This window comes from Georgenia sp. SYP-B2076 (genome assembly GCF_003991205.1).
Classification (GTDB): Bacteria; Actinomycetota; Actinomycetes; order Actinomycetales; family Actinomycetaceae; genus Georgenia.
The window spans coordinates 162,931-187,596 of the sequence record NZ_RXOZ01000037.1; the positions used below are offsets into that span (position 1 = coordinate 162,931).

32 protein-coding genes are annotated in these 24,666 nt (G+C 72.6%); 28 read left to right on the forward strand and 4 right to left on the reverse strand.

Features of this window, described 5'->3' with window-relative positions; translation table 11 throughout:
- Positions 1 to 37 precede the first annotated feature (37 nt).
- From rplV to EJK16_RS19270, 28 genes are all read left to right on the forward strand, one after another.
- The gene (rplV, locus tag EJK16_RS19135) at positions 38 to 436 is read left to right on the forward strand and encodes a 50S ribosomal protein L22 (RefSeq protein WP_127132270.1); all 399 of its coding nucleotides are present in this window, start codon (positions 38 to 40) and stop codon (positions 434 to 436) included.
- Positions 436 to 1,278 carry a 30S ribosomal protein S3 gene (gene rpsC, locus EJK16_RS19140; RefSeq protein WP_127132272.1) on the forward strand — a complete coding sequence of 281 codons (843 nt, stop codon included), beginning with the start codon at positions 436 to 438 and terminating at the stop codon, positions 1,276 to 1,278. The genes rplV and rpsC overlap by 1 nt, the downstream gene beginning before the upstream one ends.
- A 3-nt stretch (positions 1,279 to 1,281) precedes the next feature.
- Positions 1,282 to 1,701 (forward strand): 50S ribosomal protein L16, encoded by a 420-nt coding sequence (rplP, locus tag EJK16_RS19145; protein WP_127132274.1) that lies wholly within the window; start codon positions 1,282 to 1,284, stop codon positions 1,699 to 1,701.
- Positions 1,701 to 1,940, forward strand: a complete 240-nt coding sequence (gene rpmC / locus EJK16_RS19150; protein ID WP_127132276.1) for a 50S ribosomal protein L29 — start codon at positions 1,701 to 1,703, stop codon at positions 1,938 to 1,940. The genes rplP and rpmC overlap by 1 nt, the downstream gene beginning before the upstream one ends.
- Positions 1,941 to 1,951: 11 nt before the next feature.
- Positions 1,952 to 2,242, forward strand: coding sequence for a 30S ribosomal protein S17 (rpsQ, locus tag EJK16_RS19155; protein WP_304999956.1), 291 nt, complete (start codon positions 1,952 to 1,954; stop codon positions 2,240 to 2,242).
- A 79-nt stretch (positions 2,243 to 2,321) separates the two neighbouring features.
- Entirely contained in the window at positions 2,322 to 2,690 is a 369-nt protein-coding gene (gene rplN, locus EJK16_RS19160) for a 50S ribosomal protein L14 (protein WP_127132278.1), read from the forward strand.
- 1 nt (position 2,691) lies between these two features.
- Positions 2,692 to 3,033 carry a 50S ribosomal protein L24 gene (gene rplX / locus EJK16_RS19165; RefSeq protein WP_127132280.1) on the forward strand — a complete coding sequence of 114 codons (342 nt, stop codon included), beginning with the start codon at positions 2,692 to 2,694 and terminating at the stop codon, positions 3,031 to 3,033.
- A 2-nt stretch (positions 3,034 to 3,035) separates the two neighbouring features.
- Entirely contained in the window at positions 3,036 to 3,602 is a 567-nt protein-coding gene (rplE, locus tag EJK16_RS19170; protein WP_127132282.1) for a 50S ribosomal protein L5, read from the forward strand.
- 1 nt (position 3,603) lies between these two features.
- Complete coding sequence (locus EJK16_RS19175; protein ID WP_110852541.1) at positions 3,604 to 3,789, forward strand: type Z 30S ribosomal protein S14; 186 nt, start codon at positions 3,604 to 3,606, stop codon at positions 3,787 to 3,789.
- 54 nt (positions 3,790 to 3,843) lie between these two features.
- Positions 3,844 to 4,242 (forward strand): 30S ribosomal protein S8, encoded by a 399-nt coding sequence (gene rpsH, locus EJK16_RS19180; protein WP_127132284.1) that lies wholly within the window; start codon positions 3,844 to 3,846, stop codon positions 4,240 to 4,242.
- 24 nt (positions 4,243 to 4,266) lie between these two features.
- Positions 4,267 to 4,806, forward strand: coding sequence for a 50S ribosomal protein L6 (gene rplF / locus EJK16_RS19185; RefSeq protein ID WP_127132286.1), 540 nt, complete (start codon positions 4,267 to 4,269; stop codon positions 4,804 to 4,806).
- A 3-nt stretch (positions 4,807 to 4,809) separates the two neighbouring features.
- Positions 4,810 to 5,181, forward strand: coding sequence for a 50S ribosomal protein L18 (gene rplR / locus EJK16_RS19190; protein WP_127132288.1), 372 nt, complete (start codon positions 4,810 to 4,812; stop codon positions 5,179 to 5,181).
- A gap of 34 nt (positions 5,182 to 5,215) precedes the next feature.
- The gene (rpsE, locus tag EJK16_RS19195; RefSeq protein WP_127132290.1) at positions 5,216 to 5,920 is read left to right on the forward strand and encodes a 30S ribosomal protein S5; all 705 of its coding nucleotides are present in this window, start codon (positions 5,216 to 5,218) and stop codon (positions 5,918 to 5,920) included.
- A complete protein-coding gene (rpmD, locus tag EJK16_RS19200) occupies positions 5,920 to 6,102 on the forward strand; it encodes a 50S ribosomal protein L30 (RefSeq protein WP_127132292.1) in 183 nt (60 codons plus the stop codon). Before rpsE ends, rpmD begins: the two co-directional genes overlap by 1 nt.
- A 2-nt stretch (positions 6,103 to 6,104) precedes the next feature.
- The gene (gene rplO / locus EJK16_RS19205; RefSeq protein WP_127132294.1) at positions 6,105 to 6,590 is read left to right on the forward strand and encodes a 50S ribosomal protein L15; all 486 of its coding nucleotides are present in this window, start codon (positions 6,105 to 6,107) and stop codon (positions 6,588 to 6,590) included.
- A gap of 205 nt (positions 6,591 to 6,795) precedes the next feature.
- Positions 6,796 to 8,085, forward strand: a complete 1,290-nt coding sequence (gene secY, locus EJK16_RS19210) for a preprotein translocase subunit SecY (protein ID WP_127132296.1) — start codon at positions 6,796 to 6,798, stop codon at positions 8,083 to 8,085.
- Positions 8,082 to 8,660, forward strand: coding sequence for an adenylate kinase (locus EJK16_RS19215; RefSeq protein WP_127132298.1), 579 nt, complete (start codon positions 8,082 to 8,084; stop codon positions 8,658 to 8,660). Before secY ends, EJK16_RS19215 begins: the two co-directional genes overlap by 4 nt.
- Before the next feature lie 98 nt (positions 8,661 to 8,758).
- Positions 8,759 to 9,589, forward strand: a complete 831-nt coding sequence (gene map / locus EJK16_RS19220) for a type I methionyl aminopeptidase (protein ID WP_127132300.1) — start codon at positions 8,759 to 8,761, stop codon at positions 9,587 to 9,589.
- Positions 9,590 to 9,897: 308 nt separating this feature from the next.
- Complete coding sequence (locus EJK16_RS19225) at positions 9,898 to 11,379, forward strand: sugar transferase (RefSeq protein ID WP_127132302.1); 1,482 nt, start codon at positions 9,898 to 9,900, stop codon at positions 11,377 to 11,379.
- Positions 11,380 to 11,646: 267 nt separating this feature from the next.
- A complete protein-coding gene (locus tag EJK16_RS19230; protein ID WP_127132303.1) occupies positions 11,647 to 14,127 on the forward strand; it encodes a LuxR C-terminal-related transcriptional regulator in 2,481 nt (826 codons plus the stop codon).
- 5 nt (positions 14,128 to 14,132) lie between these two features.
- Positions 14,133 to 16,622: a LuxR C-terminal-related transcriptional regulator gene (locus EJK16_RS19235; protein WP_127132305.1), complete on the forward strand. Its 2,490-nt coding sequence runs from the start codon at positions 14,133 to 14,135 to the stop codon at positions 16,620 to 16,622.
- A 168-nt stretch (positions 16,623 to 16,790) separates the two neighbouring features.
- Positions 16,791 to 17,012, forward strand: coding sequence for a translation initiation factor IF-1 (gene infA, locus EJK16_RS19240; protein WP_043501486.1), 222 nt, complete (start codon positions 16,791 to 16,793; stop codon positions 17,010 to 17,012).
- Positions 17,013 to 17,077: 65 nt separating this feature from the next.
- Positions 17,078 to 17,191 carry a 50S ribosomal protein L36 gene (rpmJ, locus tag EJK16_RS19245; RefSeq protein ID WP_009740505.1) on the forward strand — a complete coding sequence of 38 codons (114 nt, stop codon included), beginning with the start codon at positions 17,078 to 17,080 and terminating at the stop codon, positions 17,189 to 17,191.
- A gap of 150 nt (positions 17,192 to 17,341) precedes the next feature.
- On the forward strand, positions 17,342 to 17,722 hold the full coding sequence (rpsM, locus tag EJK16_RS19250) for a 30S ribosomal protein S13 (RefSeq protein ID WP_127132307.1): 381 nt from the start codon (positions 17,342 to 17,344) through the stop codon (positions 17,720 to 17,722).
- A gap of 77 nt (positions 17,723 to 17,799) precedes the next feature.
- The gene (gene rpsK, locus EJK16_RS19255) at positions 17,800 to 18,207 is read left to right on the forward strand and encodes a 30S ribosomal protein S11 (protein WP_123917129.1); all 408 of its coding nucleotides are present in this window, start codon (positions 17,800 to 17,802) and stop codon (positions 18,205 to 18,207) included.
- 140 nt (positions 18,208 to 18,347) lie between these two features.
- Positions 18,348 to 19,376, forward strand: coding sequence for a DNA-directed RNA polymerase subunit alpha (locus EJK16_RS19260; protein WP_127132309.1), 1,029 nt, complete (start codon positions 18,348 to 18,350; stop codon positions 19,374 to 19,376).
- A 33-nt stretch (positions 19,377 to 19,409) separates the two neighbouring features.
- Positions 19,410 to 20,006, forward strand: a complete 597-nt coding sequence (gene rplQ / locus EJK16_RS19265; protein ID WP_127132311.1) for a 50S ribosomal protein L17 — start codon at positions 19,410 to 19,412, stop codon at positions 20,004 to 20,006.
- A gap of 108 nt (positions 20,007 to 20,114) precedes the next feature.
- On the forward strand, positions 20,115 to 20,948 hold the full coding sequence (locus EJK16_RS19270; protein ID WP_240646172.1) for an alpha/beta fold hydrolase: 834 nt from the start codon (positions 20,115 to 20,117) through the stop codon (positions 20,946 to 20,948).
- Here EJK16_RS19270 and EJK16_RS19275 read toward each other — a convergent pair.
- The 4 genes from EJK16_RS19275 to EJK16_RS19290 are packed head-to-tail and all read right to left on the reverse strand — an operon-like array spanning position 20,902 to position 24,661.
- Positions 20,902 to 21,669 (reverse strand): ABC transporter ATP-binding protein, encoded by a 768-nt coding sequence (locus EJK16_RS19275; protein ID WP_127132312.1) that lies wholly within the window; start codon positions 21,667 to 21,669, stop codon positions 20,902 to 20,904. The genes EJK16_RS19270 and EJK16_RS19275 overlap by 47 nt on opposite strands.
- Positions 21,662 to 22,741 carry an iron ABC transporter permease gene (locus EJK16_RS19280; RefSeq protein ID WP_127132314.1) on the reverse strand — a complete coding sequence of 360 codons (1,080 nt, stop codon included), beginning with the start codon at positions 22,739 to 22,741 and terminating at the stop codon, positions 21,662 to 21,664. The genes EJK16_RS19275 and EJK16_RS19280 overlap by 8 nt, the downstream gene beginning before the upstream one ends.
- Positions 22,731 to 23,882 (reverse strand): ABC transporter substrate-binding protein, encoded by a 1,152-nt coding sequence (locus tag EJK16_RS19285; RefSeq protein ID WP_240646173.1) that lies wholly within the window; start codon positions 23,880 to 23,882, stop codon positions 22,731 to 22,733. Before EJK16_RS19285 ends, EJK16_RS19280 begins: the two co-directional genes overlap by 11 nt.
- The gene (locus EJK16_RS19290) at positions 23,879 to 24,661 is read right to left on the reverse strand and encodes a DUF6390 family protein (protein WP_127132316.1); all 783 of its coding nucleotides are present in this window, start codon (positions 24,659 to 24,661) and stop codon (positions 23,879 to 23,881) included. The genes EJK16_RS19285 and EJK16_RS19290 overlap by 4 nt, the downstream gene beginning before the upstream one ends.
- Positions 24,662 to 24,666: the final 5 nt, after the last annotated feature.

Below are 24,666 nucleotides of genomic sequence, written 5' to 3' on the forward strand. Positions count from 1 at the left end.
CACCCGAGCACACCGATCAGATAAGTAAGGCAGGAACATGGAAGCCAAGGCGCAGGCGCGATTCGTCCGCGTCACGCCCCAGAAGGCTCGCCGTGTCGTGGACGTCGTCCGCGGCAAGCGCGCCGAGGAGGCTGTGGCAGTTCTGCGGTTCGCCCCGCAGGCGGCGGCGGAGACCGTGCGCAAGGTCGTCGAAAGCGCGATGGCCAACGCACGGGTCAAGGCCGAGCAGGCCAGCGAGGCGTTCAACGAGGGCAACCTCGTCGTCCTCGAGGCCTACGTGGACGAGGGTCCCACCCTGAAGCGGTTCCGGCCGCGCGCCCAGGGCCGGGCCAGCCAGATCCTCAAGCGCACGAGCCACATCACGGTCGTGGTGGGCGAGGCCGAGACCAACGGCGCGGCCAAGAAGGCCGCCGGCACGAAGGGGAGGACCCGCTAGTGGGTCACAAGGTCAACCCGACCGGATTCCGGCTCGGCATCACCACCGATCACCGCTCGCACTGGTTCGCCGACAGCACCAAGGTTGGCCAGCGCTACCGTGACTACGTCCGCGAAGATGTCGCGATCCGTCGCCTCATGTCCGCCGGGCTGGAGCGCGCAGGCATCTCCAAGGTCGACATCGAGCGCACCCGTGACCGCGTGCGCGTCGACCTGCACACCGCCCGCCCGGGCATCGTCATCGGGCGTCGCGGCGCGGAGGCCGACCGCCTGCGCGGCGAGCTGGAGAAGCTGACCGGCAAGCAGGTCCAGCTGAACATCCTCGAGGTCAAGAACCCCGAGATGGACGCCCAGCTGGTCGCCCAGGGTGTCGCCGAGCAGCTCGCGAGCCGTGTCTCCTTCCGTCGTGCGATGCGCAAGGGCATGCAGTCCGCGCAGCGCGCCGGCGCCAAGGGCATCCGGGTGCAGTGCGCCGGTCGCCTCGGCGGCGCGGAGATGTCGCGCTCGGAGTTCTACCGCGAGGGGCGCGTGCCGCTGCACACGCTCCGCGCGAACATCGACTACGGGTTCTTCGAGGCCCGCACCACCTTCGGCCGCATCGGTGTGAAGGTGTGGATCTACAAGGGTGACGTGACCGAGAAGGAGTACGCCCGCGAGCAGGCAGACTCCGCCAACCGGGCCCCGCGCGGTCGTGGTGGAGAGCGCCGTGGCGCGCCCCGCCGCGAGGGCGCCGGCCGCGGTGGCGAGTCCCGCACGCAGGAGGCTCCGGCACAGGCAGCCGCGGGGACGCCCAGCGCCCCCGCCGCCGACGCCGCCTCGGCCACCACCGGAACGGAGGCCTGAGCCGTGCTCATCCCTCGGCGGACCAAGCACCGCAAGCAGCACCACCCCACGCGTCGCGGCGTGGCCAAGGGTGGCACGACGATCTCCTTCGGCGAGTTCGGCATCCAGGCCATCGAGCCTGCGTACGTCACGAACCGTCAGATCGAGGCCGCTCGTATCGCCATGACCCGTCACATCAAGCGTGGTGGAAAGGTGTGGATCAACATCTTCCCCGACCGCCCGCTGACGAAGAAGCCTGCCGAGACCCGCATGGGTTCCGGTAAGGGTTCCCCGGAGTGGTGGATCGCCAACGTCAAGCCCGGCCGGATCATGTTCGAGCTGGCCGGGGTCCCGGAGTCGCTGGCGCGTGAGGCCATGAGCCGCGCGCAGCACAAGCTCCCCATGAAGACTCGCTTCGTGCGTCGTGAGGGTGGTGAAGGCTGATGGCCATCGGAACCAAGGGTCTTAGCCCCGTGGACCTGGACGGCATGGACAACGACCGCCTGGCCCAGGAGCTCGACAAGGCCAAGGCAGAACTGTTCAACCTGCGGTTCTCCGCAGCGACCGGCCAGCTCGAGGACCACGGGCGGCTCAAGGCTGTGCGCCGGGACATCGCCCGCATCTACACGATCGTGCGCGAGCGCGAGCTGGGCATCCGTACCGCGCCCAGCACCGAGAAGTGAACGAGGCCCCAGTGAGCGAGAACCAGAGCGCCCCCACGACGGGCGGCGAGGAGCGCGCGTTGCGCAAGACCCGTCGCGGCTACGTGGTCAGCGACAAGATGAACAAGACCGTAGTGGTCGAGGTCGAGGACCGCGTCAAGCACCCGGTCTACGGCAAGGTCATCCGCCGCACCGAGCGGGTCAAGGCGCACGACGAGAACAACGAGGTCGGTACCGGTGACCTGGTCCTGATCATGGAGACCCGGCCGCTGTCGGCGACCAAGCGTTACCGCGTGGTCGAGATCCTCGAGAAGGCCAAGTAACCCAGGCCTCAAAAGCCCACCATCCGTTCGGCCAGGCTCGACTCGGTCGAGAACCGGTACGACGACAGGAGTACATCGAATGATCCAGCAGGAGTCGCGGCTGAAGGTCGCCGACAACACCGGGGCGAAGGAGATCCTTTGCATCCGCGTGCTCGGCGGCTCCGGCCGGCGCTATGCCGGCATCGGCGACACCATTGTCGCCACCGTCAAGGACGCCATCCCCGGCGGCAACGTGAAGAAGGGCGACGTCGTCAAGGCGGTCGTCGTCCGCACCACCAAGGAGCGGCGTCGCCCGGACGGCTCGTACATCAAGTTCGACGAGAACGCGGCAGTCATCCTCAAGGGTGACGGCGAGCCCCGCGGGACGCGCATCTTCGGCCCCGTGGGCCGCGAGCTGCGCGACAAGAAGTTCATGCGCATCATTTCTCTGGCGCCGGAGGTGCTCTGACATGTCGAAGATCAAGAAGGGCGACCTCGTCGTCGTCATCTCCGGGCGTGACAAGGGCAAGCAGGGCCGTGTCCTCGAGATGGACCGTGACAACGACCGTCTCGTCGTCGAGGGCGTCCAGCGCGTGAAGAAGCACACCAAGGTCGGCCAGTCCAGCCGCGGTGCGCGCACGGGCGGCATCGAGACGATCGAGGCCCCCATCCACGTCAGCAACGTGATGCTGGTCGACCCGGAGACCAAGAAGGGCACCCGGGTCGGTTCCCGCAGCGAGACGGTCGAGCGCGATGGCCGGAGCCGCACCGTGCGGGTCCGCGTGGCCAAGCGCTCCGGTAAGGACATCTGAGCATGAGCGAGACCACCACCATCCAGGCGCCGCGACTCAAGCAGCGCTACCGCGAGACGATCGTGGCCGAGCTCCGCGAGGAGTTCAGCCACCCCAACGTCAACGAGGTTGCCGGCCTGACCAAGATCGTGGTCAACATGGGCGTCGGCGACGCAGCGCGCGACTCGAAGCTGATCGAGGGCGCCATCCGCGACCTCAGCCTGATCACGGGCCAGAAGCCGCAGGTCACCAAGGCACGCAAGTCCATCGCGCAGTTCAAGCTTCGCGAGGGCCAGCCGATCGGCGCGCACGTCACGCTGCGCGGGGACCGCATGTGGGAGTTCCTCGACCGCCTGCTCTCCCTCGCGCTGCCGCGTATCCGCGACTTCCGGGGGCTCTCCCCGAAGCAGTTCGACGGCAACGGCAACTACACGTTCGGTCTGACCGAGCAGTCGATGTTCCACGAGATCGACCAGGACAACATCGACCGCGTGCGCGGCATGGACATCACGGTCGTCACCTCGGCCACTACAGACGAAGAGGGGCGGTCGCTGCTGCGCCGCCTGGGCTTCCCTTTCCAGGAGGGCTGAGATGGCGAAGACCGCTCTCATCCAGAAGGCGAACCGCAAGCCGAAGTTCGCGGTCCGTGCATACACCCGGTGCCAGCGCTGCGGACGTCCGCACTCCGTGTACCGCAAGTTCGGGCTGTGCCGCATCTGCCTGCGCGAGATGGCTCTCGCCGGGCAGCTGCCGGGCATCACCAAGTCCAGCTGGTAACCACTACGTCGCAGGTCCCGCGAGGAAACCACGACGAGGAAGGGCAGAAGCCCGATGACTATGACTGACCCCATCGCAGACATGCTCACGCGTCTGCGTAACGCCAACTCGGCGTACCACGAGACGGTGACCATGCCGTACTCGAAGCTCAAGGCCAACATCGCGGAGATCCTCAAGTCCGAGGGCTACATCGCCGCATGGAAGGTCGAGGACGCCGAGGTCGGCAAGAAGCTGACCCTGGACCTCAAGTTCGGCCCGAACCGCGAGCGCTCGCTCGCCGGCATCCGCCGCGTGTCCAAGCCCGGACTGCGCGTCTACGCGAAGTCGACCAACCTGCCCCGGGTCCTCGGTGGCCTCGGTGTGGCAATCCTGTCCACGTCCTCCGGTCTGCTCACCGACCGCGAGGCTCACAACAAGGGCGTTGGCGGGGAAGTCCTCGCCTTCGTCTGGTGACCAGGGAAACGGAGGAGTAAGACCATGTCCCGAATCGGTAAGGTCCCCGTCCCGGTCCCCGCTGGCGTCGATGTCACCATCGACGGAGCGATCGTGACGGTCAAGGGCCCCAAGGGCACGCTCAGCCACACGGTGGCCGCGCCCATCACCGTGACCCGTGACGACGCCGGCGCCCTCGTGGTGACGCGTCCGAACGACGAGCGCGAGTCGCGCTCGCTCCACGGCCTCACCCGCACGCTGCTGGCCAACCTGGTCACCGGCGTCACCCAGGGCTACACCAAGGCGCTCGAGATCGTCGGCACCGGTTACCGCGTGCAGGCGAAGGGCTCGGACCTCGAGTTCGCGCTCGGCTTCTCGCACCCGGTGCACGTCACCGCCCCCGAGGGCATCACCTTCGCGGTCGAGGGCCTGACCAAGTTCTCGGTCTCCGGCATCGACAAGCAGCAGGTCGGTGAGGTCGCGGCCAACATCCGCAAGATCCGCAAGCCCGAGCCGTACAAGGGCAAGGGTGTGCGTTACGCCGGCGAGCAGGTCCGCCGCAAGGCCGGAAAGGCTGGTAAGTAACCGATGGCTATCTCGATCAAGGGCAAGGGCAAGACGATTGCCCGCACGCGCCGTCACATGCGGCTGCGCAAGCGCATCTCCGGTACGTCGGAGCGTCCCCGTCTGGTGGTCACCCGGTCCAGCCGGCACATGGTCGCCCAGCTCGTGGACGACACGACCGGCCGCACGCTGGTCTCGGCCTCGACTCTCGAGGCCGACCTCCGCGCCGACGGCGGCGACAAGACCGCCAAGGCACGCCGGGTCGGCGAGCTCGTCGCCGAGCGCGCCAAGACCCAGGGCGTGGAGCTCGCCGTGTTCGACCGCGGCGGCAACAAGTACCACGGGCGGGTTGCGGCGGTGGCCGATGGTGCCCGCGAGGGTGGTCTGACCCTGTGACCACGCAGACCGAACGAGAGCAGAGGAACATCTGATGGCTGCACCGCAGCGAAGCAGGACCGGCTCTGGTCCCGCCACGGGCACCGGGGCAGGCGCCGCCGGGACGGGTGAGGGCGGCAAGGGCCGCGGCGACGGCCGCCGCAACGACCGTCGCGACAACCGTCGCGGGGCCGAGGAGAAGAGCCAGTACATCGAGCGCGTGGTGACGATCAACCGCGTGTCCAAGGTCGTCAAGGGTGGTCGCCGCTTCAGCTTCACCGCGCTGGTCGTGGTGGGCGACGGCGACGGCACCGTCGGCGTGGGTTACGGCAAGGCCAAGGAGGTGCCCGCGGCGATCGCCAAGGGCGTCGAGGAGGCCAAGAAGAACTTCTTCCGCGTTCCCCGCGTCCAGCGGACCATCCCGCACGCCGTGACCGGCGAGGCCTCGGCCGGAGTCGTCTTCCTCCGTCCCGCGTCCCCGGGTACCGGTGTCATCGCCGGCGGGCCCGTGCGCGCCGTCCTCGACTGCGCCGGGATCCACGACGTCCTCAGCAAGTCCCTCGGCTCCACGAACGCGATCAACATCGTGCACGGGACCGTGGCGGCGCTGAAGATGCTGGAGCAGCCGGAGGCCGTGGCCGCCCGCCGTGGCCTGCCCCTGGAGCACGTGGCCCCGGCCGCGCTGCTGCGGGCGCGCGCCGAGGGCGAGGCCAAGGACCGCGAGGTCAAGGCCACCGCGACCGCCGGGGCAGGTGCATGATGGCGAAGCTCAAGGTGACCCAGACCAAGTCCGTCATCGGCGGCAAGCAGAACCAGCGTGACACGCTGCGTTCGCTGGGCCTCAAGCGCATCAGCCACACCGTGGTGCGCGAGGACAACCCCGAGACGCGCGGCATGATCACGACGGTGGCGCACCTCGTCACCGTCGAGGAGGTCGACTGACCATGGCTGACAGCACGAAGACCAACGAGACCGCGGCGTCCGCCCCGGTGCTCCGGGTCCACCACCTGCGTCCGGCCCCCGGCGCCAAGTCCACCAAGATCCGCGTGGGTCGTGGTGAGGGCGGCAAGAGGGGCAAGACCGCGGGCCGCGGCACCAAGGGCACCAAGGCCCGCTACCAGGTGCCGGAGCGCTTCGAGGGTGGGCAGATGCCGCTGCACATGCGGCTGCCCAAGCTCCGCGGCTTCAAGAACCCGGCGCGGGTCGAGTACCAGGTGGTCAACCTGGAGAAGCTCGGCGCGCTGTACCCCGAGGGTGGCTCCGTCACCGTCGAGGACCTCGTGGCCAAGGGCGCGGTGCGCTCCGGCCAGCTGGTGAAGGTCCTCGGCAGCGGTGAGCTCGGCGTCAAGCTCGAGGTCGCCGTCGACGCGTGGTCCGCGTCGGCGAAGTCGAAGATCGAGGCCGCCGGCGGGGCAATCTCCGCCAGGTGAGTCCGTGCGCGGGCGGTCCGGCTGATGCCGGGCCGCCCGCGTCGTCGTCCCCGCGCGCGTGCGCGCCCCGCCCGAGCCGCCCCCCCCGCGGCGGAGCCGGGCGGCGGCGCAACCAGGGTAGTCTGACCGGCGGCCCGTGCGGCGCCCCGCACGCCCGAGCCGGCCCCGCCCCCGTGTACAGGGGCCCGAAGTACCAGGAGGACCATTGCTCAGCGCATTCGCCCAGGCGTTCCGCACGCCTGACCTGCGGCGCAAGCTGCTGTTCACGTTGGGCATCATGGCCCTCTTCCGGCTGGGGACGTTCGTCCCCGCCCCGGGCGTCTCCTACGCCAACGTCCAGCAGTGCCTCGCCTCGGCCGGCACCGGTGACCTCCTGGGGATGGTTAACCTCTTCAGCGGCGGCGCACTGCTGCAGCTGTCGGTCTTCGCGCTCGGGATCATGCCGTACATCACGGCGAGCATCATCATCCAGCTGATGCGCGTGGTCATCCCTCGCTTCGAGGACCTCCACAAGGAGGGCCAGGCCGGGCAGTCGAAGCTGACGCAGTACACCCGCTACCTGACGATCTTCCTGGCGGTCCTGCAGTCCGCCGTCATCGTCACGGTCGCGAACAACGGGCTCTTCCCGGGCTGCGCCACGCCGCCGATCCCGAACGACTCCCCGCTCAGCCTCCTCATCACGATCGTCGCCATGACGGCCGGCACCGGCCTCGTCATGTGGCTCGGCGAGCTCATCACCGAGCGCGGCGTCGGCAACGGCATGTCGCTGCTGATCTTCACGTCGATCGCGGCGAGCTTCCCGTCGGCCATGTTCTCCATCGCCGGGGGCGCCGGCGGGGTGGCGAAGTTCCTCATCATCCTGGGCCTCGTCCTGGTGATCACGCTACTCGTCGTCTTCGTCGAGCAGTCGACGCGGCGCATCCCCGTCCAGTACGCCAAGCGCATGGTCGGGCGCCGGATGTACGGCGGGTCCTCCACGTACATCCCGATCAAGATCAACATGGCCGGCGTCATCCCGGTGATCTTCGCGTCCTCGCTGCTCGCGCTGCCCACCCTGGCGGCCCAGTTCGGCGACCAGTCGGCGAGCTGGGTGCAGTGGATCGTCACGCACGTCGCCAACCCGCAGTCCGCGATCTACATCACGATCTACGCGGTCCTCATCCTGTTCTTCGCGTACTTCTACACGTCGATCACGTTCGACCCCGACGAGGTCGCGGACAACATGAAGCGGTACGGCGGGTTCATCCCCGGCATCCGAGCCGGGCGGCCCACCGCCGAGTACCTGCGGTACGTCATCTCCCGGATCACCACCTCCGGCGCCATCTACCTGGCGGTCGTGGCCCTGATCCCCACGATCGTCTTCGCCCAGATGAACATCACGCAGCTGGCCTTCGGCGGCACCTCGATCCTCATCGTCGTCGGCGTCGGTCTCCAGACCGTCAAGGAGATCGACTCCCAGCTCCAGCAGCGTCACTACGAAGGGTTCTTGCGATGAGCGCACGACTCGTCCTCCTCGGTCCGCCCGGGGCCGGCAAGGGCACCCAGGCCGCCCGGCTCTCGGACCGCCTCGGCATCCCCGCGATCTCCACGGGCGACATCTTCCGCGCCAACGTGGCCGAGCAGACCGAGCTGGGCAAGCGCGCGCAGCGCTACATGGACGCGGGGGAGTACGTCCCCGACGAGGTCACCAACGCCATGGTCCGCGACCGCCTCGCGCAGCCGGACGCCGCCGACGGCTTCCTGCTCGACGGCTACCCCCGCACGGCGGACCAGGTCGACGAGCTCGAGGGCATGCTGAGCGCCGACGGCCAGCGCCTCCACGCCGTCGTCGAGCTCACGGCCGACACCGACGAGGTCGTCACCCGTCTCCTCAAGCGGGCCGAGGAGCAGGGGCGCCCCGACGACACCGAGGTGGTCATCCGCCGTCGCCTCGAGGTCTACGCCGAGCAGACCGCGCCGCTCGCGGCCACCTACGCCGCCCGCGGGCTGCTCGTGCAGGTCGACGGGATCGGCGGCCTCGACGAGGTCACCGAGCGCATCATGACCGCGCTCGCCCCCCACCTGAACTGAGAACCACAGCCCCCGCCGGCGCAGCCCGAGGTCTCGGGCTGCGCCGTCGTCGTCGGCCCACCCGCGCGGGCCGGGCGCACATCACCTCGAGGAGAGCCATGTTCGGCCGCGAGAAGATCGAGTACAAGACGCCGGAGCAGGTCCGGGCGATGCGCCGGGCCGGCCTCGTCGTCGCCGACATCCACGCGGCGCTGCGCGAGGCCGTCGCGCCGGGCATGACGACGGCGGACCTCGACGCCGTCTCCGCCGGCGTCATCGAGCGGGCGGGGGCGACCTCCAACTTCCTGGGCTACAACGGCTTCCCCGCCACGGCCTGCATCTCCGTCAACGAGGTCATCGTCCACGGCATCCCCGGGGACAGGGTGATCCGAGAGGGTGACGTCGTCTCCTTCGACTGCGGGGCCGTCGTCGCGGGCTGGCACGGCGACGCCGCGTTCTCGCTCGTGGTGGGGCAGGGCACCGAGGCGGACCAGGCGCTCGTCGACGTCACCGAGCGCGCCATGTGGGCCGGCATCGCCGCGCTCGCCACGGGCACCCACGTGGGCGCGGTCGGCCACGCCGTCGAGGACGTGGTCGAGGACGCCGCCACGGCGGGCGTGCGGCTCGGCATCGTCGAGGAGTACGTCGGCCACGGCATCGGCACCGCCATGCACCAGCCGCCCGAGGTGCTCAACTACCGGGCGCGGGACAAGGGACCGCGGCTCCGGCCGGGCATGTGCCTGTGCGTCGAGCCCATGCTCACCGCCGGCAGCCCGGACAACGTGGTCCTCGAGGACGACTGGACCGTCATCACCCTGGACGGCTCCCGCGCGGCGCACTTCGAGCACACCGTCGCGCTGGGGGAGGGCGGGATCTGGGTCCTCACGGCGCCCGACGGCGGAGCCGAGAGGCTCGCGGAGCTCGGCGTCCGGGTGAGCCCGCTCGACTGAGCGAGGACGGGCGGGCTCACCCTCTCCTGCGGGTGACCGTCTACCTCACCCTGGGCGAGTCCCCGGAGCGCGCTCTCGCCCCACGTCCCTCACCCGGCTCATCCCGGGGCTTTCAGGCGCTGATCATCCCTGCGGGCCCGCCCGCGAGCGGCATCGCCCTGGTTGCCTAGAACGACGACCGGAGGAGATGGCGGGCATCGGCGCCCGTGCAGATCCCCGGACCATCGGTCTGGGAGGGAACTCGTGCGCAGCATGTCGACAGGTGCCTCAGCACTCGTCGACGCGCGCCGCGCGGCAGGGGCGGCGACATGGCCGTCACGGTAGGGCGCCAGGAGACCCTCAGCCGCGCGCCCGGGGTGCGGCGGCGGGTGCTGCGCGTCGGCCTCGGCACGCTCGCGGGCCCGGCGGCGCGGGCCGGCCGGCCGTGGCGCTCGGCGGCGCGCGCCTACCAGGTCGCGGCAGTGGGGCTGGACGCGGTGCTCGCGGTCGTCGCCGTGGCCGTCGTGTGCGCCGGCGTGCTCGAGATGGCGGCGCTGGTTCCCGTGGCCGCGGCGACCGCCGCCGTCCTCGTCGCCCTCATCGCGTTCCACCGCGGGTATGCGACCGCCGCGGCCGGCTCGGGGCCGGGCGAGCTCGCCGCGATCTTCCGCGCCGGGGTGATCCTGGCGGCCCTCGTCCTCGCCGTGGCCTACCTCACGGAGGCCGCGCTGCCCCGGCCGCTGCTCCTGGGCGCCCTGCCCGTCACCCTCGGGGCCATCGCCGCGGGCCGGCTCGCGCAGCGCGCCGCGCTGCGGAGGGCGCGGCGCCGCGGGCGCCTGCTCCGGCCCACGATCGTGGTGGGGGACGGCGAGCGCCTCGGGCCGTTGCTGGCGGAGCTGCGTGAGAGCGCCCAGCACGGCTACGCGCCGATCGGCGTCTGCTCCCCGGCGCCCGCGGAGGGCCTCGGCGTCCCGCTCCTGGGCACCGTCGCCGACGTGCCCCGGATCGTGCGGGAGACGGGCGCGGAGGCGGTCGTCGTGTCCGCGGCGTGCCTGGACGCGGCCGCGCTGCGGCAGCTGTCCTGGGCGCTGGAGGACTGCGACGTGCAGTACCTGGTCGCGCCCAACCTCCTCGACGTGGGGATGTCCCGCATCTGCGTGCAGCCCGCCGCCGGCATGCCTCTGCTCGGCGTCCGGGTCGGGGCGCCGCGGCGGCGGCTGCTGGCCAAGGCGGTCATCGACCGGCTCGCCGGCGCGCTCCTCCTGCTGTGCGCCGGTGTGGTGCTCGTCCCGGCCGCCCTCGCGGTGCGGCTGACGTCGCCCGGGCCGGCGTTCTACCGCCAGACCCGGGTGGGGGCGCACGGGCGCCGGTTCACCATGTACAAGCTGCGCAGCATGACGACGGATGCGGACCGGCGCCTGGCCGACCTCGCCCAGCACAGCGACGGGAACGGCACCCTGTTCAAGATGCGCCAGGACCCCAGGGTCACGCCGCTGGGCCGGGTCCTGCGCCGGTACTCCATCGACGAGCTGCCCCAGCTGTGGAACGTGGTGCGCGGAGACATGTCGCTCGTGGGCCCGCGGCCCCCGCTCCCGGAGGAGACCGCGACCTACGACGGCACCGCCCTCCGGCGTCTGCGGGTCAGGCCCGGGCTGACCGGGCTGTGGCAGGTCAGCGGTCGCTCCGACCTGAGCTGGGAGCAGTCTGTCCGCCTCGACCTGCGCTACGTGGACAACTGGACCGTGCCGATGGACGTGTCCATCCTCGGCCGCACCGTCGGCGCCGTCTTCGGCGGCCGCGGTGCCTACTGACCCCGCTTCGGCGAGCGCCTGCACGGGCCCCGGCCCCCGCAGAGAAGGAGAGGCCCCCTGACAGCATCCGGCCCGAGCACCGTCTCCCCCGACCGACGTCGGTGACACCCCGCACCATGCCCCCTCACCCCACAACATTGGGGCATCGTTCCGCCCGGACAGGTGACGACCATCACCTAGTGTGGGCTCCCTGGAGCGGAGTCCTTGGTCGAGCTGACCTGGGCCCGGGCGGACGGCGGGCTCTCATCGGGTCGGAAGTGAGGGATGATGGGCGAGGCAGCACCGTCGGTCGTTCTCGGGCGTCCCCGCGCACCGCGGGGCGTCGTCGTGGAGCAGGAGCTCGTCGACCTCCTCGCCATCCGGTCGCCGCTGACGGTGGTTCGCGGACCCCGCGGCTACGGCAAGACCACCCTCGTGGACGCGTGGCTCTCCCGGCTCGCAGGCGACCGGGACCAGGAGGTCGTGTACCTGCGGCTGACGCAGGCGTGCAACGACGGCCCCACCTTCTGGGACGGGCTGGCCCGGGCGCTGTCTGCGGCGGGCGTGATCGAGCTGCCGGACGGGGCCGACCCCCATCACGAGGCGGTGCGTCAGCTCGCCGCCCGGACCGAGCCGCTCACCCTGGTGATCGACGACTACCACCACGCCGGGCGCCGCGATGTCGCGGCCGACATCGACGACGAGCTCGTCGAGCTGGTGCGGCAGAACGACCAGCTCTACCTCGTGGTCGCGACCCGGGCGATCCGGGTGCTGGAGACCACGGGCTCGCTCTCGATCGACGTCACCATCATCTCCCCCCAGGAGCTGCGGCTGAGCCCCGGCGGGGTCGCCGCGCTCGCCGCGCGCACCGGCGTCCCGATCGGGGACGCCCAGGCCGCGCGGCTGTCCGTGGGCTTCGGGGGCTGGCCCGCCGCGATCCGCGACGTCCTGGTGCGCTCGCGCCGGGACGGCGGGCACATCAACCTGGCGCTCGCCGACCAGTACATCGCCAGCATGGTCCGCGACCTGCGCCACGAGGCGGTGCGGACCTTCATGCTGCGCACCGCGGTGCCCGAGGAGTTCGACGCGGAGCTCGCCCAGCTGGTCGCGCCGAGCGAGAAGGTGCTCGCCATCCTGCGCAACGTCCGCTCCCAGGGCCTGCTCCACGAGGAGATCCGGGACGAGCGGCGGGTCTACTCCTACGCCCCTCTCGTGCGCCAGGCCCTGGTCCGCGTGCTGACCGAGAGCCGGCCGCAGCAGCTGCGCGAGGTCCACAGCACGCTGATGGACTGGCACGTGAAGACCGGCGACCACGTGCGCGCCATCGTCCACGCCATCCACGCGGGCGACTGGGCCACCGTCGAGCTGCTCATGGAGCAGCACTGGCCGCACCTGATCACCCAGGAGCCGTGGGCGCTGGTCGCGGCGGCCCAGCTCATCCCGCCGGAGATCGCCGCGGCGCACCCGCGCCTGCGGGTCGCCCGCGACGAGCTCGCCCAGGCGCTGCCGCCCGGCACGGCGGGGCCCGGCGTGCCGCCGTGGCCGACGGGCGACCTGCGCGGCATCACCGCCGAGCTCCAGCTCCAGCGCCGGGGCGCCACGCCCGGGGGGACGACGCTCGCCCTGCTGCAGTGGGGCGTGGCCGCAGTGCTGGCCGGTGACCTGGCGACAGCCCTGTACGCCTTCGGCCGCACCCGCGACCACGGCCAGGCCGCCGGGGACGACGCGGCGCTCGTCCCGGCCACCGCCGGCCTGGCCCTGACCCACGCGCTGCTCGGCGACGTCGAGATCGCCCGGGGCTGGCTCGCCGACGCCGCCGTCGCCGACGTGGACGCGGCGCCGGAGGGCCAGGACCTGGCCGGCGTCGGTGTCCGGATCGCCCGCGCCCTCGTCGCGCTCGACGGGCTCGACGAGGATGTCGACGACGCGGTCCTGGCGATGGGGGAGCGCCACCGCCGGGACGAGATCTGGGCGCTGACCGTCTACATCCGCGCCCTGCACGCCGGGATGTCCCGCGAGCCCGGGGAGGTGGCGCGCTGGGCGGCCAACCTGCGGGCGGCGCGCCACTACCTGCCCCGGGGCGGCCTCGCCGAGATGCTTGTGCGCTCCGGCCTCGTCGAGACGCTGACCGTGGGCGGGATGCTGGTGGCCGCCCGGCAGGCCGCCGAGGACATGCAGCCCTCGGTCGTGAGCTTCGCGACCCTGGCCCGCCTCAGCCTGGCCGACGGCGACCCCGCGCGGGCCGTCGCGCACGCCCGCACGGGGCTGGCGCACCCCCGCCTGACGCAGCGCTCGGCCATGGAGTGCCACCTGGTGCTCGCGGGGGCGCACCACGCGCTGGGGGAGCGCGTCGCCGCCCGGCGCGCGTTCGACCAGGCCATCGAGTCCGCCTACGGCTCCGGCCAGCGCCGGCCGCTGCTGGCGATGCGGCACTCCACCTTCCTGCAGCTCGCGGCCGGTGACCGCGGCGTCCTCGACCTGTGGCCCGCCCGGCTGACCCCGTCCACCGAGGAGGGCCCCGCCGTCGCCGCCGCACGCCCCGCCGAGCCGCTGAGCAGGCGCGAGCGGCAGGTCCTCGACTCCCTGGCGCGCAACGCCGGCGCGGTGGGCATCGCGCGGGAGCTGGGGCTGTCGGTGAACACCGTCAAGACCCACCTGCGCGCGGTCTACCGCAAGCTCGGCGTGGGCAGCCGTGACGAGGCGCTGGTCGCGGCCTCCACGCCCCGCAGCGCCGCCCTGCCCGGGATCGTCACCTGGGCGCAGGGCTGAGGTGGATGCCTGTGCCCAGCGCCGCGCACGCCTCCCTCGCCGGTGACGGCGCCGGCCTGCCCCGGGTGCCCGCAGCCTTCACGCCCACCCCGCGGGTGCAGGAGCTGCTCGGCGGGCTCCCGAGCGTGGTCGTGCTGCGCGCGCCGCGCGGCTTCGGCAAGTCCAGCACCGTGGCGCACTGGCTGCGGCGCACCGATCTGCCGGACCACGACGTCGTCTGGGTGACCGTGCCGCCGCGGCCGATCTCACGGGCCGAGCTCTGGGCCGCGGTCCACCTCGCGATGGTCCGGGCGGGGTTCGACGATCCCGGCGCCGAGGGCTGGGACCGGGTCGTGCGGGGCGCACGGGCGGGGCGGCGGCGCCTGGTGCTCGTGATCGACGGCCTCGACCAGGTCGGCGACCGCGAGGTCGACGAGGAGCTCGTGACCCTCGGCCAGACCCACCAGGAGCTGCACCTCGCCCTCCTCATGCGCGCCCGCCGCCCGGTGGAGACGCTCGCCCGGGTCGCCCTGGACACTGTGGTGCTGCGACGCGAGGACCTGGTGCTGGAGAGCGGGCAGGTCGCCGATCTCGCGCGGGCCATCGGCCGCCCGGTGAGCGCCGCCGAGGCGCGCCGGCTCACCGACGGCCTCGGCGGATGGGCCGGCCTCGTCCGCGCCGCCCTCCTGACCTCCGAGCCCGGCCCCGACGGCGTCCTCGCCCTGGAGATGGCAAGCCTCGCCGACTACCTGCGCCTCGTGCTCCAGGACGGCGCGATGACCGCCGCCGCGCCGGCGGTCACCGCCCTGGCTGTCCCCGACCACGTGACCCCCGAGCTCGCCGGCCGGCTCGCGGGGGCGGGGGCGCTCGCCGGCGCGGTCAGCCGGGCCCGGGAGGCCGGCCTGCTGCCCGAGCACGGCGGGGACGGGCCGGACGCGGTCGCCTACCCCGCCATCGTGCGCGAGCTGCTCCTGCGGATCTTGCGGGAGGACGAGCCGGACCGGTACCGCATGCTCAACCGCGTCACGATGGAGCACTGCCTGCGCGCCGGCGAACCGCTCGCGGCCCTGACCCACGCGGTACGCACGCAGGACCCCCGCGCCGTGGTCGCCGTCCTCGAGAGCGCCTGGCCGCAGCTGCTGGCGCACCCCGAACCCGTCCGCGAGGCGCTCACGCTCGTTCCGGCCGAGCTGCTCGCCGCCAGCGCCAGGGGCCGCGTGGCCCGCGACCACATCCTGCCCGCCGAGGTGCCGCGGTCCTTCCGCCTGGCGCTGGTCAGCGGGCTCAGGCACGGCGACTACGTGCCCGGGGCGGACGCCGCGCCGGCGCCCGGGCCGGGACCGGTCCGAGCGCCCGGGCCGGGACCGGGGGCGCACGCCGGGCCGGATGACGACCACGTGCACCAGCACCTCCTCCTCCTCGGCGCGACGCGGCTGCTCGAGGCCGACGTCGTCCGGGCCGCGCACGCCTTCACGGACGCCGGGCTGTGCGCGCAGGCGAGCGGTGACCGGTCCGCGACGGCGCAGGCCCACGGCGGCCTGGCGCTGAGCCTCGCCTTCCTCGGGCACCCGGACGCGGCCCGCAGGTACCTCGGCGAGCTGCCCGGGCCGGACGCACCCGGGCTCGCGCAGGTGGCCGCCCGGGTGGTCCCGGCCCTCCTCGCGCTGGACGGGCTCGACCCCCACACCGCCGACCTGGAGCTCGACCTGCCCGCGGACCTGGCGGGGCTCGAGGCCACCTCCCTCTACGTCCGCGCCGGGCGGGCGCTGCACGCCGGGGGCAGTGAGGAGATGCTGGGCCGCCTCGAGCGGTTCCACCGGGGCCCGGCGGGCGGCTCCGCGCTGGCGGAGAACCTCGTCGTCGCGGCGCTCGTGGACCTCTACCTCGCGACCGACCAGGCGGACCGCGCCCGGTCGCTGCTCGGCTCCGTCCCGGCGGCCGTCGCGGACCGGTCGGTCTGGCTGCGGGCCGCACGCGCGCGGGTGGCGCTCTACGCCGGGGACCACGAGCTCGCGCTCGAGCTCGGCGGCCGCAGCGCCGAGATGGCGGCCCTGCGCCCCCGGGCCGCGCTGGGCCTCAGCCTGGTCCGCGCCGTCGCCGCCCATCGTGCGGGGCACCAGCTCGTCGCCATGGAGGCGCTCGAGCTCGCCACCTCCCTGGCGCTGAGCAGCGGCAACGTGCGCGCCTTCGTCCTGGTGCCGCGCGACGACCTCGAGGCGGTCGCGGCGGCCGTGCCGGCCGCCCGGGCGCTGCTGGTCCGCCCCGAGCTCGCCGCGTCCCCGCCGCTGCCGGCGCCGCACCGGGCCGTGCGGCTCAGCCGCAGCGAGCTGCGCGTGCTCGGCGAGCTGGCCTCGGGCCGGCCCGTCACGCACGTCGCGCGCCGGCTCTACGTCTCGGAGAGCACCATCAAGACCCAGGTGCGCAGCATCTACCGCAAGCTGGGCGTCCACTCGCGCGCCGACGCCCTGAGCCGGGCGAGGTCGCTGGGCATCCTCGCCCCCGACGCCCCGGAGTGACCGCCCCGCACCGCGCCCGGGTGAGACCGATCACCCCGGCCGCGGTTCCGTGGCGGGCGAGGATGCCGTAGGATTGTCCGCTGGGCATGGCATCACCGTGTCGGCGTGCGCCCGCACGACGGCCCGGGCCGGCACCAACCATCAGATCAACCTACGTTAGCGGGGGACATGGCGAAGAAGGACGGCGTCATCGAGATCGAGGGCAGCGTTGTCGAGGCCCTCCCGAACGCGATGTTCCGTGTGGAGCTGAGCAACGGCCACAAGGTTCTCGCGCACATCTCGGGCAAGATGCGCCAGCACTACATCCGGATCCTCCCCGAGGACCGGGTGGTCGTCGAGTTGAGCCCTTACGACCTCACCCGGGGTCGGATCGTCTACCGCTACAAGTAACCACCACGAACATGCGCCGTCGTGCTGACCCGGGTGGGTCGCGCATGCGCGGCGGCGGAGGAAACATGAAGGTCAAGCCCAGCGTCAAGAAGATCTGCGACAAGTGCAAGGTCATTCGTCGTCACGGCCGAGTCATGGTCATCTGCGAGAACCTGCGCCACAAGCAGCGCCAGGGCTGAGCCCAGGCATCCGCTGAGGGTCCGCCCTCGGCACAGCGCACCACCAGCGTCGCCGCCCAGGCGTCGGCGCCACCCTCGGCTCGGAGGCCGGGGCCCGCAGCAGCGGGAGGGCGGTGCTTCAGACCTCCGACCCCACAACAGGAGTCAAAGTTGGCACGTCTTTCTGGCGTCGACCTCCCCCGCGAGAAGCGGCTCGAGATCGCGCTCACCTACATCTACGGCGTCGGCCGCACCCGCGCCAAGGAAACTCTCGAGGCCACCGGGATCAGCCCTGACCTGCGCGTCAAGGACATGACCGACTCGGACCTCGTCACGCTGCGCGACTACATCGAGGGCAACTTCAAGGTCGAGGGTGACCTCCGCCGCGAGGTCGCCGCGGACATCCGCCGCAAGGTGGAGATCGGCTGCTACCAGGGTCTGCGCCACCGTCGTGGCCTGCCCGTCCACGGCCAGCGCACCAAGACCAACGCGCGCACCCGCAAGGGCCCCAAGCGCACCGTCGCCGGCAAGAAGAAGGCCGGCAAGAAGTAGTCCGCGCCCCCGCCGCCGCACGGCGCCGGCGGCGGGGACCGGTCCGACGACCTCACACCCTGGAGAAGAAAGCGCATATGCCTCCCAAGACCCGTACGGCGACCGCGGCACGCAAGCCGCGCCGCAAGGAGCGGAAGAACGTCTCCCACGGCCACGCCTACATCAAGAGCACCTTCAACAACACGATCGTCTCGATCACGGACCCGACCGGCGCCGTGATCGCCTGGGCCTCCTCCGGCCAGGTCGGCTTCAAGGGCTCGCGCAAGTCGACGCCCTTCGCCGCGCAGCTCGCGGCCGAGGCCGCCGCCCGCCGCGCCCAGGAGCACGGCATGAAGAAGGTCGACGTCTTCGTCAAGGGTCCCGGCTCCGGCCGCGAGACCGCGATCCGCTCCCTGCAGGCCACCGGCCTCGAGGTCGGCTCGATCCAGGACGTCACCCCCCAGGCGCACAACGGCTGCCGCCCGCCCAAGCGTCGCCGCGTCTGAGCTGCGGCACAGGGGATGCGCGCACCGCGGTGCGCGCATCCCGCCGTGCTGCGTGTGCACCACCCCTGCCGGACGGACAGAGGACCGGCAGGTCCTGCCATGGCGTCATATAGCGGACGCCAGCTGAAAGGAACACCACCGTGCTTATCGCACAGCGCCCCACGCTGACCGAAGAGGTTGTCTCCGACTACCGCTCCCGGTTCGTCATCGAGCCGCTCGAGCCCGGCTTCGGGTACACCCTCGGCAACTCCCTGCGCCGGACCCTGCTCTCGTCCATCCCGGGCGCGGCGGTCACGTCGATCCGGATCGACGGCGTGCTCCACGAGTTCTCGACCGTTCCCGGTGTCAAGGAAGACGTCACCGAGATCATCCTGAACATCAAGAACGTCGTCGTCTCCTCGGAGAACGACGAGCCGGTCGTGATGTACCTGCGCAAGCAGGGCCCGGGTGTCGTCACCGCCGGTGACATCACCCCGCCCGCGGGCGTGGAGGTCCACAACCCGGACCTGCACATCGCCACCATCAACGCCAAGGGCAAGCTCGAGGTCGAGCTGACGGTCGAGCGTGGCCGCGGCTACGTCTCCGCCGTCCAGAACAAGAGCTCGGACGCCGAGATCGGTCGCATCCCGATCGACTCGATCTACTCCCCGGTGCTGAAGGTCACGTACAAGGTCGAGGCGACCCGTGTGGAGCAGCGCACGGACTTCGACAAGCTGGTCGTGGACGTCGAGACCAAGAACGCGATCTCGCCGCGTGACGCCATCGCGTCGGCGGGCAAGACGCTCGTGGAGCTCTTCGGCCTGGCCCGTGAGCTCAACGTCGAGGCGGAGGGCATCGAGATCGGCCCGTCCCCGACGGACGCCGCCCTCGCCCAGGACCTGGCGATGCCCATCGAGGACCTGGGGCTCCTCTCGCGCTCGTACAACTGCCTCAAGCGTGAGGGCATCCACTCCGTGGGCGAGCTCGTCGCCCGCAGCGAGGCCGACCTCCTGGACATCCGCAACTTCGGCGCCAAGTCGATCGGCGAGATCAAGGAGAAGCTGTCCGGCCTGGGCCTCGGCCTCAAGGACAGCCCGGCGGACTTCGACCTCTCGGCGCACGTCGGTGCCGAGGAGGACGACGAGGAAGCTTACGGCGACATCCAGTTCAGCGACGAGCAGCCCAGCTGACCTGCTGGCCCGACATATCTACTAGGAGTAACCATGCCTACACCCGCAAAGGGTGCCCGTCTGGGCGGCAGCGCTGCGCACGAGCGGCTCATGCTGGCCAACCTGGCCACCGCACTGTTCGAGCACAAGAAGATCACCACCACGGAGCACCGCGCCCGGCGCCTGCGCCCGGTGGCCGAGAAGCTCATCACGCTCGCGAAGCGCGGTGACCTCTCCGCGCGCCGCCGCGTCCTGGCGACCCTGAGCCGCAAGGACATCGTCGCCGAGCTCTTCGAGCAGACGGCGCCGAAGTTCGCCGACCGCAACGGCGGCTACACGCGCATCACCAAGGTCGCCAACCGCAAGGGCGACAACGCCCCCATGGCGGTCATCGAGCTCGTGCTCGAGCCCGTGAGCCCGAAGCAGGCGACCGTGCGCGAGGCTGAGAAGGCCACCGAGCGCGCCGCCAAGGCGTCGGCTCCGGTCGAGGCGCCCGTGGCCGACGAGGCCCCCGCGGCCGACGCAGAGGCCCCCGAGGCTGAGGCCCCCGCGGCCGACGCCGCCGAGACCGAGGCCGTCGAGGCTGAGGCCCCCGCGGCCGACGCCGCCGAGGCCCCCGCCGCCGAGAAGGCGGAGGACAAGGAGGCCTGAGCCTCCCTGCCCACGCTCGCGTGAAGGGCCCGGACCGCCTGGTCCGGGCCCTTCGCGCACCCCCGGGAAGCCGTTCGCCAGAGCCGGGCCGCGCCCTACGCTGGCGCCGTGAGCTCATCAGCGGGTGCCATGACGACGGGCACGCCGACCGTCCTGCTCGTGCACGGGATCCGGGCGTCGTCGTCGATGTGGCGGCGTCAGGTCGACGCCCTCCGGGCGGCCGGCGTGCCCGCCGTCGCGCCGGACATGCCCGGGCACGGCAGCCGTGCCGGCGAACCGTTCACCGTCGACGGCGCGCTCGCGACCATCGAGGAGGTCGCCCGCCGTGTGGCGGCACCCGTGGTGGTCGCTGGCATGTCCATGGGCGGCTACCTCGCCCTGCACTGGGCCGCCCACACCCGGCGGCGGCCGGCCGCGGTGCTCGCGGCGTCGTGCAGCACCCAGCCGCAGGGGCTGCCGCTGTGGGCCTACCGGCGCCTCGCCCGCGCCATCGGCCGCCTCCCCGACGCCGGCGCCGGCCTGAGCGACGCGCTGGCGCGGCGCTTCCTGCCCGCGGACGCCCTCGCCGACGTGCTGGCCGGCGGGACGAACGTGGGCGTCATGGACCACGTCCTCGCGGGCATGGCCGGTGTTGACACGCTGGCGGACCTGCGCGCGATCGAGGCGCCCGTCTGGCTGGTCAACGGCCGCTGGGACCACTTCCGCGGCCACGAGCGCCGGTTCCTGCGTCAGTGTGCCGACGGGCGCCTCGTCGTCGTCCCGGGCGCCACCCACCTCGTCTCCCTCGTGCGGCCGGTCGCCTTCAACCGCGTCCTGCTGGACCTCGTCGAGGAGGTCCGCGCAGGCGGCGGTGGGCGGGACGGAGTCCGCACCGGCGGCGGCGGGCGGGACGGGGTCAGTGCCGGGGCGGGTGCGGGCCCGGCGGCAGCGCGTACGGCGTGACGACCGCACGCCGGCGGCCGCCCTCGCCGTACGTGATGGTCCGCACCTCCACGGCGTACAGCTCGGAGAGCGCGTCGTCGGTGAGCAGCGCGGCGGCGGCGCCGGTGCGCACGTCGCCCGCGCCCATCATCAGGACGGCGGAGTCGGCGAGGGACAGGGCGTGGTCGGGGTGGTGCGTGGTGAGCAGCACCGCCATGCCGTCCGCGACCAGCCGGCGCAGCAGCACCAGGATCCGGGCCTGGTTGTGCAGGTCCAGCCCGGTCGAGGGCTCGTCGAGCACGAGGGTCGGGCACTGGGAGGCCAGCGCGCGGGCGATCAGCACGAGCTGCTGCTCACCGCCGCTGAGCGTGGGGAACGCCCGGTCCCACAGGTGCGAGATCCCCACCCGGTCCATCGCGGCGAGCGCCGCGGCCCGGTCCGCGCGGCCGGGGGTCGAGAACATCCCGATGAGGCGCGTGCGTCCCATCACGACCATGTCGAGGGCGTCGTAGGCGAACGCGCCGCCCCGCGCCTGCGGGACGTACCCGACGGCGCCGTCGGTGGCGACGGTGCCCTCGCGCGGGGCCAGGAGCCCGGCGGCGCAGCGCACGAGCGTCGTCTTGCCCCGGCCGTTGGGCCCGAGCACGGCCGTGACGGATCCCGGTGCCACCCGGAAGCTCACCTCCCGGAAGAGCCAGCCTCCGCGCGGGTAGCGGAAGCCGAGGCGGTCGACCTCAAGCACTGTCCCAGATCCTGTCCCGGTTGCGGCGCAGCAGCACGAAGAAGGCCGGCGCCCCGACCAGCGCCGTGATGACCCCGAGCGGGATCTCCGCGGCCGTGGCCGTCCGCGCCAGGGTGTCGACGGCGATGAGATAGGCGCCGCCCGTGAGGAACGAGACCGGCAGCAGCACCCGGTGGTCCGGCCCCACCCACATCCGTGCCAGGTGCGGGACCACCAGCCCGACCCACGCCACGACGCCGCTGACCGCGACGCCCCCCGCGACGATGAGCGCGGCGGCGACGAGCACGACCCACCTCATGCGGCCCGGCCGCAGCCCGAGCGCGGCGGCCTCCTCGTCCCCGAGGGACAGCACGTTGATGCGCCACCGCACGGCCACGAGGACCACCGTGCCCGCGAGGATCGGCACGACGGCGACCGCGAGCGTGGCGTAGGTGGCCGTGGCGACGCTGCCCAGCAGCCAGAACACGATCGCCGGCAGGGTCGTGTACGGGTCGGCGAGGTAGGTCAGCAGGGACACGAGGGCGGAGAAGAACGAGCCGGTCACCACCCCGCCGAGGACGACCATGAGCATCGAGGCGCCGCTGCGCCCGAGGGTGAGCAGGAACAGGAGGGTCAGGGCCCCGAGACCGAAGACGAACGCCCCTCCGACGAGGTACACGGTGCCCAGCCCGAGGAGCAGGGCGAGCGCCCCGCCGAACGACGCGCCCGCGGAGACCCCGATGATCTCCGGGCTGACGAGGGGGTTGCGGAAGGTCGCCTGCAGCGCGGCGCCGGCGATGCCCAGGCCGCCCCCGACGAGCAGGGCGAGCAGGATCCTCGGCAGGCGCACGAGCAGCACGATGTTCTGCTCGTTCCCGGCCGCGGGGCCGGCCGCCCCCAGCGCCCGGGCCGCCACGATCTGCGCGACGTCGGTCAGCGGGACCGGGAACCGGCCCACCGACAGCGCGACCAGGACCACCCCCACGAGGACCGCCGCCATGACGAGGACCGGGAGGGCGGCCCGCCGCTGGTCGTCGTCCGATCGCCGGCGCCGCACCGCCCGGCCCGGCGCCCGGGCGTGGTCATCGGGCATCGAACTGTCCGTAGCCCGCCGAGCCGCCGTTGACCTCGGACCACAGGATCCGGCCCAGGTCCGCGTCCGTGGGCCGGTAGCCGTAGAGGAAGCCGTAGGCGTCGCGGACGTCGTCCCGCAGGGGCCGGCCGTCGTCCCCGGGGAACACGATCCGGGAGAGCCAGCGCCACATCAGCGGGGACTCCTGGCCGGGCGGGTCCCACCGGTACCCGCCCAGCGGCACCTTGTAGACGCGCCGCGACCGCACCGCGGACACGGGGCCCCACACCGCGTCGCCGTAGACGTCGTCGGGCATCGCCTCGTCGAAGTTGCCGAGCAGCACGATGTCGGGGTCCCAGCCGAGCACCTGCTCGACGTCCACCCCCACCATGCCCGGGCCCCGGACGCCGGTGGGCCCGGACGCCGGGTTCTCGGCGCCGACCAGCCGGATGTAGAAGTCGTTGTAGGTCCTCGGCCCGGCCACCTTGAGGCCGGCGGAGAAGCGGTTGAAATACAGGACCTTGGGCGCGGCGCCGGCCACCTTCGCGGTGCGCGCCTTCACCTCCCGCAGCGCGGCGTCGCTGCGGGAGATCATCTCCTTCGCGCGGTCCGGCTTGCCGAGGATGGTCGCGAACAGGGTCGTCCAGGTGTCGAGGTCGTCCTGGGTCCCGTAGGTGACGCCGAGCACCTTCAGCCCCGCGTTCTCCAGGGGGGCGATGATGCCCGTCCCCTCGTCGGCCCACTGCACGACCACGTCGGGCCGGAGCGCGAGGATGCTCTCCACGTTGGGGGTGAAGTCCTGCCCGGCCACGTCGTGGGCGATCCCGGTGGCCCTGGGGAACATCGTGGCCATGATCCCGTCGCGGATCGCCGTAAAGGACGCCTCGTTCATGCCCACCAGGTGGTCGGCGGAGGCGTCGACCGCGATCGCGAGGGAGGCGGCCGGCATCGGCAGCGTGACGATCCTGGTGACGGGGCGGTCGAAGGTCAGCGTGGTGCCCCGCTGGTCCTGGACCGTGATCCCGCCGGCCGCGGTGGTCGCGGCGGGCTCCGCCCGCGACCCGCACGCCGAGAGGAGGCCGAGGCCCCCGAGCAGCGCGGCGCCCCTGAGGACCGAGCGCCGCGAGATCGCCGGCAGCTCGCCGAAGGCCGGGGGACTCATGCGAGCATCCCGGCCGGCCCGGCCTCCGCGGCGGCGTTGACGATGTCCAGGTGGCGCCTCGTGTAGTGGCGCAGCGCCCGGACCTGCCGCTCGGTCACCCGGTCGCAGACCCACTCCCAGTGCATGGCCACCCAGTCACCCGCCCGCAGCGGGGAGCTGAGCCCGAGGCCGCCGATCGCGCGCTCGACCGTCTCGAGCTCGGGCTCGCCGAAGCCGAGCCGGCGCCCGTCCCAGGTGAGGTGCCGGGACTCCACGGCGACCCGGTCGCCGTGGAGGTGGACGACCCTGCCCCAGCGGATCCGGCACATGTCGAGCACGGTCAGGGCCTGCCCGGCCCGCCGGTCGTCGCCCAGCAGGCCCGTCCACGGGTAGATGCAGAACACCGCGAAGCTGTGGTGCGGGACGCCCCCGGCGAGCACCCCGGCGGTGAGGTTGCCGAAGCGCGGGCCGGACCGGAACCGGAAGCGGTCCTCCATCGAGCTGCCGATCTTCGTCACGCCGACACGGTCCAGCCGGGGACTTCCGATCCAGTAGGCCTCGACGGCGCGCGGGTCGAGCGGGTCGGAGAGCCCCGTGGCCCCGGCGATGAGCTCGAGGTAGGGCCAGGCCCCGGCGAACTCGCGCGCCATGGCGCGCAGACCGCGGTCGTCGCCCCCGGTGCCGCTCTCGAAGAACGCCAGGTGGTCCGCCGGGCCGCAGTACCCGTGGTGGTTGGGCGGGAACGCGTACCGGGCGAACAGCACGGGGCCCGGCACGGCAGCGGACGGGGCCGTGGGCATGTCGC